The organism is Streptomyces sp. NPDC056231, assembly GCF_048270745.1.
Taxonomy (GTDB): Bacteria; Actinomycetota; Actinomycetes; order Streptomycetales; family Streptomycetaceae; genus Streptomyces.
The window spans coordinates 84757-96985 of sequence record NZ_JBLVKW010000011.1 but is presented as its reverse complement, the minus strand read 5'-3'; the positions used below and the strand labels follow the sequence as shown (position 1 = coordinate 96985).

Annotated in this window: 7 protein-coding genes; 4 read left to right on the top strand and 3 right to left on the bottom strand. The window is 69.0% G+C overall.

The genetic code is table 11. From position 1 onward, the window contains the following. Nucleotides 1–29: 29 nt before the first annotated feature. From ACNPQM_RS12250 to ACNPQM_RS12240, 3 genes are all read right to left on the bottom strand, one after another. Nucleotides 30–1334: an ABC transporter substrate-binding protein gene (locus ACNPQM_RS12250; RefSeq protein ID WP_358856086.1), complete on the bottom strand. Its 1305-nt coding sequence runs from the start codon at nt 1332–1334 to the stop codon at nt 30–32. A 114-nt stretch (nt 1335–1448) separates the two neighbouring features. Continuing rightward, nucleotides 1449–2555: a substrate-binding domain-containing protein gene (locus ACNPQM_RS12245; RefSeq protein WP_418083991.1), complete on the bottom strand. Its 1107-nt coding sequence runs from the start codon at nt 2553–2555 to the stop codon at nt 1449–1451. Between the two features lie 122 nt (nt 2556–2677). After that, entirely contained in the window at nt 2678–4696 is a 2019-nt protein-coding gene (locus tag ACNPQM_RS12240) for a PQQ-binding-like beta-propeller repeat protein (protein ID WP_418083990.1), read from the bottom strand. A gap of 1148 nt (nt 4697–5844) precedes the next feature. On the opposite strand from ACNPQM_RS12240, the gene ACNPQM_RS12235 reads away from it, so the two are divergent. The 4 genes from ACNPQM_RS12235 to ACNPQM_RS12220 all read left to right on the top strand — a co-directional run bounded on the left by ACNPQM_RS12235 (nt 5845) and on the right by ACNPQM_RS12220 (nt 12215). Beyond that, a complete protein-coding gene (locus ACNPQM_RS12235; RefSeq protein WP_418083989.1) occupies nt 5845–8046 on the top strand; it encodes a S8 family serine peptidase in 2202 nt (733 codons plus the stop codon). A 297-nt stretch (nt 8047–8343) separates the two neighbouring features. Beyond that, nucleotides 8344–10587 (top strand): serine/threonine-protein kinase, encoded by a 2244-nt coding sequence (locus ACNPQM_RS12230; RefSeq protein WP_418083988.1) that lies wholly within the window; start codon nt 8344–8346, stop codon nt 10585–10587. Nucleotides 10588–10683: 96 nt separating this feature from the next. Beyond that, nucleotides 10684–10995, top strand: a complete 312-nt coding sequence (locus ACNPQM_RS12225) for a fluoride efflux transporter FluC (RefSeq protein WP_418083987.1) — start codon at nt 10684–10686, stop codon at nt 10993–10995. Next, complete coding sequence (locus ACNPQM_RS12220; protein ID WP_418083986.1) at nt 10992–12215, top strand: MFS transporter; 1224 nt, start codon at nt 10992–10994, stop codon at nt 12213–12215. Before ACNPQM_RS12225 ends, ACNPQM_RS12220 begins: the two co-directional genes overlap by 4 nt. The last annotated feature ends 14 nt before the right edge of the window (nt 12216–12229 follow it).

Here is a 12229-nt window from a genome sequence, read left to right as displayed (position 1 = left end):
GCGGGCATCGGCCCACCAGGGGTCGCGTATTACGGGGCGACCTTCATCCCGCGACGCTCCATGTCCTTCACGGTGGCCTGCTGGGCACCGGTGAGAACGTCGAAGAGCTTCACCTTGCCCTGGGCGACCTTCGGGAGCTGGTCGACGATGGCCGTGTTGGTGGTCCCCATGACGGGACCCCACGTCCAGCCGGGCTTGACCGCTGCGTAGGACGTGCTGCCCACGGCGTACACGTCCTGGCCGCCGTAGTAGTCGGTGGGGAAGGCGGCCTTGGTGACCGGCACGAGACGGGGATCGGCGGGGAACATGCTGCTGGTGCCGGAGGAGACCCACGCCTTCATGCCTTCGGGGTCGGTGGTGATCCACTTGATGAATTCGGCGGCGGCCGCGCTGTTCTTGGCACCCTTCGGGATGACGAAGGAGGAGCCGCCATACATGGCGGAGGCGGGCTTGGCGTCCCAGGTCGGGACCGGGGCCACCGACCACTTGCCCTTCTGGTCGGCGACGGTCGCCTGCTGGGCTCCCGCGCACCAGCTCGCACATACGTAGGCGACGGTCCGGTTCTGCTGGACGCTCGTCCAGAACGGGTCGAGCGAGCTCAGCGAGTGGACGAGGTCCTTCCGGGCAAGGTCACCCCAGTAGTCGGCGACCTTCCGGGCGGGAGCGTCGGTCAGCGACACCTTCCAGGAGTCCTTCTCCGTACCGAACCATTGGGACCCGGCCTGCCAGGAGAGGGCGGTCAGCAGTCCTGGGTTGTCGGTGTACAGCACCCCGCCCCGGGCCTTCGGGTCCGCCTTCTTCACCTGACCGGTCATGCTCCGGTACTCGTCCCACGTCTTGGGGACGCTGATGTTGTGGCTCTTGAAGAAGTCGTTCCGGTAGTACAGCATCAGCGGCGCGGCGTCGCGGGGAACACCCCACGTCTGGCCTCCCAGCTCGACCAACTGCCGTACGGACTTCGGGAAGTGGTCCTTGACCAGGGGCCCGAGCGATGCGCTCAGTGTCTCCAGCTTGCCCTGGGTGGCGAACTCCGGCAGCTGCGGGTACTCGACCACCGCGACATCCGGGACGGTGCCGGCCTTCACTGCGTTCGTGAGTTTGGAGTAGTACTCCTGGCCCGAGGGCACCGCCTCGAACGTCACCTTGATGTCGGGGTGGGTCCGGTTGAAAGATTCCGCTACCTCTTGGGAGCCCTTGACGAAGGACCAGAAGGTGACCTTCCCGGTGCCCTTCTCCGCCGTGGATGTCCCGCTGTCCGAGTCTCCACATCCCGTGGCGAGCAGGCCGATTGCTGCGACGGAGCAGACCAGCGCTGTCAGCCGTCTACGAAACATGATGTGCCACCGATCGTTTGCTTGGGTGTCACCGCAATCATTCGTTACGTACGACAGCGAGTCAATGCATTCGCTTTCGATTTTTTTCAAACGACAGCAAATGTCATCGAGTGACTACGCATTCGCCCGCCGGTCGGCACCACAGGACGCGCGAACCCGCAGTTCCGGGCGGAGCAGAATCTCCGCCAGCGGCGTGGCAGGGTCGGACAGCCGACGTACCGCCAGGTCGAGCGCCCACGAGCCCACCGCCTGCTTGGGAGGGGCCACCGCGGTGAGCGGCACCTCGCTCATCTCGGCGACCTCGTCGTCGTACGTGACCAGGGCCAGGTCCTCCGGCACCCGCAGCCCCCGAGCGCGCAGGATGCCGACGAGGGCAATGGCATCTATGTCGTTGTGCACCAGCGCCGCCCGGACCTCGCCCGCCTCCACGGCCCGGACCACCTCGTCGAAACGCGCGTCGACCGGAGCCGCATCACCGTTGGTGACGATGCGGTACTCCGGCCCGGGCCTCAGCCCCATGGCCTTCACGGCGTCGGCGTAACCGACGCTGAGCAGAGCCGTGTTGGGACTCTCCACCCTGGCGACCAAGGCCACTTGGTCGTACCCGAGCGAGGCGAGGTGACGTACGGCGAGGGCTGCGCCGTAGGCATGGTCGGAAGCCACCTGCTCCAGCCTGCCGGCCCGAATCCCCGCCCTGCGCTCCACCAGTACGGCCGGCACCTCCAGGGTGCTCAGCCACTCGTCGGTCTCGTCCAGCGGGCGCAGGCCCGGGTGCAGCATCAGCAGCAGGCTGTCGACCCCGTCGGCCATGAGCTGGCGGACCTGCTCCTGATTCTCCGCCAGCGACTCCCCGGAGACGGCCAGCACGACACGGACACCGAGCGTGCGGGCCGCCTTCTGGACACCGCGGATCACCTCCGCGTAGTAGTAGCCGCCCGGCGGCACCACCAGCCCGACGGCGTACTTCTCCTTCTGCGCGGCGGGCACCGGAGCGGAGGCCGGGAACTCGGCGGGAACGCGCGTGGGCGCGGCAGCGTCCGGGGCCAGGGCCCTGGCGCCACCGTGCACCCGGGTCAGCAGACCCCGGCCGGCCAGCTCCCGCACGTCCTGGCGCAGGGTCACGGCGGAGACTCCCATCTCCTCGGCCAGCGCCTTCACAGTGATCGAACCCTGGCGCTCCACCGCACGCAGGATCGCTTCCCGCCGTTCGTCAGCCAACACCTTCAGTCCCCTCTCGGCAACGAGTGAATCATCGCCTTTCACTCGACAACCGAAAGATATCAATCAAAAGTCAACGTTGGCCGGGACCAGTGGATCCGGGGAACAGCGACCTCATGGCCGGGTCAGTGCGACGGCCTGTCGTCGACCGCGACGAGGTTGCCGCCGCGGAGCGTATAGAGCAGACCCCCGTGCACGTTGACATGCGGGCCGCTGTACCAGGCCCCGTTGATGTCGGCGACGACCGTGCTGACGGCGAACGTCTCCGGGTGGAAACGGAAGAGGGTCGTGTCCGAGACGCCGTACACCACGCCCCGGTTGGTGACCATGGCGGCGAAGCCCTTGCTGACACTGCTGACGTCCGAGGTGTGCACCACCTTCCGGGTCCGCCGGTCGACGATGAACAGACCGCCCTTCGTGGTGAGTCCGTAGAGGTTCCGGCCCTGCACCGCCAAGGCCGCCACGCCCGCCGGCTGCTTCGTGTCGACGCGCCACTGCTCCTCTCCGGTGACCGGATCGACGGCGACGACCGTGGCGCGCGGCCCCTCCTTCGAGGCGTTGTCGCCACCCAGGTAGGCGACGCCGTCCCGGTTGGCCACGGCCCGGACGAGCTGGACGTCGTCGATCGGATTGGGGTAGGCGGCCGACGCCCCGGTCCTGGGGGAGTACGTCCACAGGGCGCCGCCGCCCTCGGTGTCGGACTGCACACCGACGAGGAGCAGCTCGTTGTCCGGGTCCCATGAGACGTCCAGCGGGCGGTTCTGCTCGCTGGGGAACTTCGCGGCCTGCTCCGGCTGCCGCCGCCGGGAGGGGTCGTACCGCCAGATGCCCTGCGAGTTGTACTGGCCGGTGTACAGGACGCCCTCGATCACTTCGGCGTCCTTGGCCTCGCCGGGTGCCTGCAGGTTGACGACCTCGCCGGACTTCAGATTGCGCCGGGAGATGGCACCGTTGCCCCCCAGGTACACGTAGCCGTCGCCGGCGGCGATCCCCATGCCCGCCTGCGGACCCGCCTTCGCTCCCGCGTCGTGCAGGTCGGTGACCACCGACGTACGGGCCGCCACATCGATCTCGGCGACGAAACCATAACCCGAGACGACCGCGAGCTTCCCGTCGATGTGGTCCACGCCCCAGATCTCACCGAGGTCGGGCCCGGTGAATTCCACGCGGGAGATCGTCCTGTCGGCCTTCGAGTAGGCCTCCACTCCCGATTCGGAGGCGAAGTAGATCCGCTCGGCGTCGGAGGCGAACATCTTGATGACCTTGCCCTCGGTGGCCACCAGCGTGTACGAGGAGAAGTCCGCCAGGTCGATCACGGCGAGCTTCGCGGGATCGACCCCGCCCGACGTGCCGACGATCAGCTTCCCGTCCTGGACGGCGAGTTCCCGCAGGCTGGGGTCCTTCTCCATCTCCTTGGGCACGATCGAGGTGAACTCGCGGCTCTTCCGGTCGAAGGCGAACAGAGACGCCCTGCTTGCGCCGCTCCCGCCGGCGAGGACGCTGCCCGCTCCGAAGAAGACGGTGGTGTCCGTGGCCGCGACCGCCCTGGCCAGCGTCGCCTTCGGGTCGGGGGCGCCCAGATTGCTCACGGCACCGGTGGCGGGGTCGTACTGCCACAGGACGGGCGGCTTGTCCGGGACCCCGCCCACGGCGAAGACCGTGCCGTCGGGGGCGACCGCCAGATCACGGATGTCACGGTCCTCGGTCCTGCCGATGGCCACGGCGGGCTGGTCCGGCGTCGTCAGGTCCCACCGATAGAGATTCGGCTTGCCACGGTCGGACTTGACCAGAACGCCGATGTACAGGTACCGCCCGGTGGGGTCCGCCGCCAACGCCTGGATGGAGGGCTCGGGCCCAGCATCGAGGTTCGTGTACGACACCACCTTCCGGCTCGGCAGATGGAACCCGACAACGCTGGAGGGGTTCAGGTTGCGCGAGCCGATGTAGACGGTGTCGCCGACCAGCAGGCCGCTCATCAGGGAGAACTGGACCAGACCCGGCCCCAGATCCGTCACCTTCGTCGTGGCCGCCGCGGGTGCCGCGTCGGCTTGCGAGGCGAGAAGGGATCCGGCGGTAGTAGCCAGCCCGAGCGCGCTGCCGGCCTGGAGCAGCCGGCGCCTGCTCAGGGAACGAGAGTGGGTCATCTCTACTCCAAAGGGTGTGTTGAGTCTGCTGAATCACAGATCCACGGATCCACGTCAGGACAGGTCGAAAATGCGGATGCCGTCGTGCTGGACGATCCGCGTGGGCATGTCACCGTTCTCGATCGACTCCGAGGGACGGGAGAGCCCTCACTTGATGTGTCTGTGCTCGGCCGGGTTGTCCGGCCGGTAGGTGGTGTCCATTCGCCACGCTCACATGGTGTGACCGAAACCAAAGCGATGAAACGATATCGTTTGACCCTTGCGTTTGGGGGGTCTCCGTTGCCTGCATGCTGGCACGGTTCCGAATGAAAGCGGAAGACCGATGACGTAAACTGGCATAAGTCAAGGTTTGATGGGTTCGCCGCCCCGTTTTCGAAGGCGGGAGACAGTGTTGACTCGAAGCTCCGCAGTCGCGCTCGCTGTGAAAGGTCCGTCGTTCGACAGGGGTCGATGTCGAATGACAGTAAAGTGATGGTCTCGTCATCACCGAATGGGCCAGTGCCTCCTCGCCCGACCGGGCCCACCACGCGGGCGGCCCCGACAGTAAGTGCCGCGCTGCCGGTGCTCGTGCTCCGGATTGAGGGCCCGGAGATCGATGAACGCCGCCAGCTGCGCCGAGTGGCGCGGCGTGAGGAACTTCAGCAGCTGCCGCGCTGGCGCCGACGGCCTTGCAACCTGAGATCTCTACCGAACCCGGGGCGGTTCATGCTGGTCCCGATCTACGGGCCGGCCGCGGCGCGGCGCGTGCTGGGCTCCTGTGGTGCCGGCATGGGGTCCCGCGCCGCTGAACCGTGTCCGCGTGTCCGCGTGTCGGCGCCGGCCTCAGGGTTGCTGTTCCTGGTCTGCCTGCCGGGCAACTTCCGGTTGGGTCGGCCGACCTGTCCGGCCGCGTCCGGGCAGGTCCAACGGCCGTTCCTCACAAGCTGGCTGCTCGTCACGGCCGTCCTGTTCCTGGCCGGCGGCGCCGGTAACCGGCGGCCTGACTGGCACGCACCGTCCATGGCACGTCCGCCAGCGCTGCCATGTCACGGATCGTCCGGCCTCTGGTGCTTACGTCCAACGCAGATAGATAGCGCTTCCGCCGAAACCTTGATCAGTTCCGGAAGGGAGGCATAGCATCCGGCGCAATCGAACTGGGAGGGGTCGGAGTGTCGAACACAAAACGAGTGAAGCCGGCGCTGATAGCAGCGCTGATACCGATGGTGGTGCTCGGAGTCGCCGCGCAGCCGGCGATGGGGCAGGGGCCCGTGCCACCGCCGATCAAGACCTACGAGGGAGATCCCGGCCGGCTCGGCGACGCGGCGAGCTGGCGTACCCCTGAGTTCAACCGGGACGCCGGCCTGGCGTCGATGGGAGCCGAATTCGCCTACGCCGCAGGCTACTCCGGCACCGGGATGAACGTCGGCGTCGTCGACTCGGGCGTCTTCGCCGGGCACGTCCGGGAGCACGGAAGCCTGGACACGAACTACGCGGTCGGGGACCGCTACTTCTCAGTGGAGGCCCAGGGCGGCCAGACGGGCCCCACGCCGGGGTTCTACAACCCGGCGTTCAACGACAGTCACGGCACCCACGTCACCGGGACCATCGGTGCCAGCCGCGACGGCGTCGGCGAGACGCAACCGGCCGGGCCGGATGCCAACATGCACGGCGTCGCGTTCAACAGCAACGTGTACATGGGCAACACCGGCAAGACGGACGGCGTGCTCTACGGTCTCCTGCCGGCGAACGCAACCGCCGCGCAGAAGCCGGACGACGCCTACATCGGCAATGTCTACCGGGCCGTGAACTCCGCCAAGACGGCGAACGGCGAGCCCGTCAGGATCATCACCAGCAGTTGGGGCAGCCAGCCCAACACGGAAAACTACAACACGTATGACACGCCGTCCGGCAGCCCGGCGGGCTTCGGTCTGAACACGGCATGGCGCCTCTGGTCCACTCCTGATGGCGTCGTCGACGCGAACGGCAGCGCCGCCCACTGGCTGAACGGCGCCATCGAGGCCGCGCGTACGGGCACGGTCATCCAGTTCACCGCCGGTAACAGCGGCTACGTGAACCCGTCGCCGCGAGGCGCCGCGCCGTACTTCATGCCCGAGCTGGAGGGCAGCTGGTACACGACGTCGGGGATCAACCCCACCGTGGGGCGCACGTTCAACCCTGACGGCTCCGTCCTGGTCCCCGGCCAGCAGACGTTCAACCAGTGCGGCGTCGCGAAGTGGTCCTGCGTGACGGCGCCGGCCAACGGCATCAACAGCACAACCGTATCGGTCGTCAACGGCGTGCCCGAGCCCCGTTACGGCAGTGCGTCGGGGACGTCGATGGCCGGCCCGCACTCGGCGGCCGCACTGTCGTTGATCATGCAGCGCTTCCCGTACATGACCAACGAGCAGGCGCTCTACACGATGTTCACCACCGGCCGGCAGAACAACACGATCAGTGACGCGGCGGGCAACGCCGTGCTGAACCCCACCGGTGGCCAGATCGTGCAGGTGCCGGACAGCCGCAACGGCTGGGGCACGGTCAGCCTGCGGGAGGCCATGAACGGTCCGGGCCAGTTCCTGGGGCCGTTCGCCGTCGACACGCAGGGGCGCGACGACGTGTGGTCGAACGACATCTCGGACGTCGCGATCCGGGCCCGCCAGAAGGAGGACGCCGCCGAGGCGGCCGCCTGGACGGCGACCAAGGCCGCCAAGGGCTGGACCGAGGGCCTGCCGGCCGACGCGAGCGACGCCGACAAGTCGGACTACGCCATCGGGGTCCGCCGTGAGCAGGCCCGCGAGGCCCGCGCCTACGAGGGCAGCCTCACGAAGCGTGGCGCCGGCACCCTGTTCCTCACCGGCAGCGAGACCTGGCACGGGACGAGCACCGTCCTCGACGGCAAACTCTCGGTCGTCGGCTCGCACGCGAGCGCCATCGACGTGCGCGGCGGAACGCTCGGCGGCAGCGGCACCGTGGGGGACAGCATCAACGTCAGGGGCGGCGTGCTGCGGCCCGGTGTCACGGCCGACGAGGCCGCGCAGATCACCGGCGCTTCCGGCGCCGCAGGCAATGTCCTGAACGTCGGCGGGAACGCGACCATCGGCGAGCAGGGTCGTGTTGCCGTCACGATCTCCGGCGACCGGGACTACACGAGCGTCCGGGCGGCGGGGAACCTGGTGCTGGACGGTGAGCTGGACCTGAACGTGCGGGGCAAGCTGACCCCGGGCACCGTGTTCACGATCATGAGCGGTAGCTCGATCAAGGGCGCCTTCCACGCGCTGCCGGAGAACCGGGTCCTGAACGTGGGCGGTTACCTGTTCCGGGTGTCCTACAAGAACAACAGCATGACGCTGACCGTCATGCGCGCGGTGTAAGCCGTTCCCCGTCAACCCGACTCGGCTCAACGCGTGTGAGAGGTCACGAGCCCCCGTCGGCTTGTGCCGACGGGGGCTGCGTGTGGCGATGGGCCGCACCGTGCGGTGTTCTACGACACGACGACGCCCCGCCATGCTCTTGGCGGGGCGTCGTCGTGTGCGGCACGGGAGCAGCCCTGGGCTCCCTGATCGTCACCCGCTTTGCTCTGCGGTACGGCCCTGCGGCTAGTTTGTGTGCAGGACAGGTACGCAGGCCCGTGGTGGCAGAGGTGCACGGGGGACGGGAGGTCGGGAAGAGTGTCGCTGCGCGGAGGCGATCCAGCCGAGATCGGCGGCTATCCGCTCGAGGCGCGGCTCGGCTCGGGTGGTATGGGCACGGTCTTTCTGGCCCGTACGAGTTCGGGGCGACCTGTCGCGATCAAACTGATCCATCAACAGTTCGCGGGGGACGACGAGTTCCGCATCCGTTTCCGGCAGGAGGTGGCGGCGGCGAGGCGGGTGAGCGGCGCGTTCACCGCCGCCGTGGTCGACGCTGCCCCTGAGGCCGAGCAGCCGTGGATGGCGACGACCTATATCGAGGGGCACACGCTCGCCCAACGCATCACCACGAAGGGCCCGCTGGACGGAGCGGAGCTGAGGAGGCTCGCCATCGGGCTGGCGGAGGCGCTGCGCGACATCCACCGGGTGGGGGTCGTCCACCGTGACCTGAAGCCCTCGAACGTCGTGCTCTCGCCCGAGGGCCCTCGCGTCATCGACTTCGGCATTTCGCGCGCCATGGACCAGCAGACGCTGACGATGACAGGGCGGGTCATCGGAACGCCGCCCTTCATGTCGCCGGAGCAGTTGCAGGCGCCGCGTGGTGTGGGGCCGCAGTCCGATGTCTTCTCGCTGGGGACGCTGCTGGTGTACTCAGCGACGGGCCACGGGCCCTTCGACGCGGAGAGCCCGTACATGACCGCCTATCAGGTGGTGCACGAGGAGCCGTCGCTGGGTGCCGTGCCGGCGGCTTTGCGCGCGGTCGTCGAGTCGTGCCTGGACAAGGAGCCCACGGGGCGCCCCTCGGCGGACGAACTCCTCGTGCTGCTGCGGGACCTGCCGGCCGACCTCGGTGGAACCGACGCGAACGGGGTTGGCGCGGGCTGCACCCGCGACATGATCACCGAGCATCACTTCGCGACGCGGGCCACCCCGGCGCCGACCGCTCCGACCACCGCCCCGGCAGGCCCCGATACAGGGAGCACTGGCATCCCCATCGGCCGCCGTCTGCGTCACCGATGGCGTCCTGTGCTCGCGGCCGCGGTCGCGGTGGCAGCGATCGGCGGGGGAGTCGCCGCACTGAAGGCGGGCGGCTTCGGGGGGAACAGCGGCGACGACAAGGGCAACAGCGTTGCGGCGCCGGGTGCCGCACTTCCGGACGGCTTCAAGCCGTGGCGCACGACCGTGCAAGGCGGTCGCGCGGACATCCCGGACGAGCTGCGTTGCGTCTCGCGACGCGACGCGCTGTTCTGCGGGGGCGGCGGTGTTGTCGCGACGCGTATCAGGGCCCTGGACGGCTCGCGGGTGTGGACGGTGAAGAGTCCGGGCGTCCCCGTCCAGGGCATGCACCTGGTGGGCGCCACCGACGACACGGTGCTCGGTTACCGCTTCGCCGCCCAGGACGCCCCGCAGGACCCTCCCAGCGAGGTGGTGGCCATCGACGCGAACAACGGCCGGGAGCTGTGGTCCGTGCCGTCCGGCGCCCAGTCGCAGGCCGTCACAGGTCGGACTCAGGATGCCATTGTGATCGGCTCCGAAGTCGTGACGGTCGACGCTTCCAACACCCGCTTCGAGGCCAGGGACGCGCACAGCGGTGAGGTCGCCTGGACGACGTCGTTCCCCGCGAGTACGCAGTGTGCTCCCGTCCCGGTGGGCCCGCAGCTCTTCGCGATGTGCGCGACGGATGCGGAGGTGGAAGCCCTGGAGGTGCGCCACCCCACCCTGTACACGGTCGACCGCACCTCGGGGACACTGGGCGGGCCCATCGCGGTTGACGGCCCCGCCGTGCCGATGGGCGTCGCCGACGGCAGGCTCGTACTCCTTCACGTAGATATGGAGGGACCGGCGCTGGCCGGCTACGACGGGGTGGCGCGGGTCGACCCGGCCTCGCGGAAGGTCACGTACTCCCGACTGGCCAAGACATACGTGGGGACGCCCGGCATGGCGGACGGCACCGTCTACGTGAGCGGGCAGACCGGTCTCGTCACGGCGCTCGACCCTGCGACCGGCCGGAAGAAGTGGTCGCGGCAGACAAGCGTGGAGGGTGCGTCGGGTCCCGTTGCGGGAGCCGACGCGGTGTATTTCAGCTCGGCCACCGGCCGGGTGGTCGCGCTGTCGCCGTACGAGGGCAAACCCCTGTGGACAACAAACCCGCAGGCCGATGGTTTGACGGGCGAGCAGGGCGAAAGCCCGCGCGTGACCGTTGCGGGGGGTGCGGTGATCGTGGCCGCGGCCAAGAACACTCTCTTCGCCTTCGACGCGCAGAAGCCGCCGAAGGCGGGCTGACCGGGGCGGCATCGGACGCCGGCCGCTTTCCTTGTCGCGCGGACACCTCGGCGGCTCACTCGGTCGCCTGCGCAGCCGGCGACGAGGTGTCCTTACATGGCGGAGCAGAAGCGGCGCGACACGGCCTTACCGTGGGGCACGTTTACAGTGAATGTGGTCGGCTGCCTGATCCTGGGCCTGTTGTCGGGAGCCGTGGCGGCCGGGGCCGCGTTGTCGCAAGTGCAGCTGCTGCTCGGTACTGGGCTGTGCAGGGTGTTGACGACGTACTCGACGTTCTCGTACGAGTCGCTGCGGCTGGCGGAGGGCGGGGCGAGGTTCTTCGCCGCCGCCAACGTTGTCGCCAGTGTGGTGGCGGGGCTGGGGGCGGCGTTCGTCGGGGTGTCGTTCGCGGAGGCGATGTGGGCGTGAACCGGCCGGTGTTCGAGGGAAGCGAGACGGAGCGGCCGGCGCGGATGGGGCCGTGGCGGTTCGTGGTGTGGTTCGGCACGGTCAGCCTGCTCGCGGATGTCGTGTACGAGGGCGCCCGCTCGATCACCGGGCCGCTGTTGGCCTCGCTGGGAGCGTCCTCCCTGGTCGTCGGGGTGGTCACCGGTGCGGGGGAGGCGGCGGCGCTGGGGCTGCGGCTGGTCTCCGGGCCGATGGCGGACCGGACGCGTCGTTTCTGGGGCCTGGCGATCGCCGGGTACGCCCTGACGGTTGTCTCGGTGCCGCTGCTGGGCGTGGCCGGGGCGTTGTGGGCCGCTTGTGTGCTGGTGATCGCCGAGCGGGTGGGTAAGGCGGTGCGCTCGCCCGCGAAGGACACGCTCCTTTCGCATGCCACCGCTGCGACCGGGCGAGGCCGGGGCTTCGCTGTCCATGAGGCGCTGGACCAGGTCGGCGCCATTGCCGGCCCGCTGCTGGTGGCGGGCGTGCTTGCACTGACCGGGAATGACTATGGTCCCGCGCTCGGTGTGCTCGCAGCCCCTGGCATCGCCGTACTGCCGCTGTTGTTCTGGCTGCGTGCCCGGGTGCCTGCTCCAAAAGCCTACGAACGCGAGGCAACCGCCGCAGCGCTCGCGCCTGCGATGCCGGAGGCGCCGAATGGGCGGCTGCCGAGGGCGTTTTGGACCTACGCCGCCTTCACCGCGGCCACCACGACCGGGTTCGCCACCTTCGGTGTGCTCTCCTACCACCTGGTTCAGGGGCATCTGCTGACTGCCGCTTGGGTGCCGGTGCTGTACGCGGCCGCGATGGCCGTGGACGCGGTTGCGGCACTGGCCACGGGCTGGCTCTATGACCGGATCGGGCCGCGTGCGCTGGTCGCTCTGCCGGTGCTGACCGCGGGTGTGGTGGCACTGGCGTTCACCAACACGGTGGCGATCGCGGTCGCTGGGTCGTTGGTGTGGGGCGCGGCCATGGGCATCCAGGAGTCCACTCTGCGGGCGACGGTCGCGGACCTGGTGCCCAGCGGGCGGCGGGCGACCGCCTACGGCCTGTTCGCGGGCGTGGTCGGTGCGGCGAGTCTGGCCGGCGGTGCACTGACGGGCGGGCTGTACAGCTACTCGATCCCGGTGCTGATCACGGTGGTCGTCGCCATCCAGGTTCTCGCTGTGGTGTTGCTGGCCGTCACCGGAGTCGAGCGGCGCTGAGAGGCCGACGGAAC

What these genes read in the sequence shown, in the direction of transcription:
- ACNPQM_RS12250 (WP_358856086.1), bottom strand. Translation starts at nt 1,334, where the DNA reads ATGTTTCGTAGACGGCTGACAGCGCTGGTCTGCTCCGTCGCAGCAATC.
- ACNPQM_RS12240 (WP_418083990.1), bottom strand. Translation starts at nt 4,696, where the DNA reads ATGACCCACTCTCGTTCCCTGAGCAGGCGCCGGCTGCTCCAGGCCGGC.
- ACNPQM_RS12225 (WP_418083987.1), top strand. Translation starts at nt 10,684, where the DNA reads ATGGCGGAGCAGAAGCGGCGCGACACGGCCTTACCGTGGGGCACGTTT.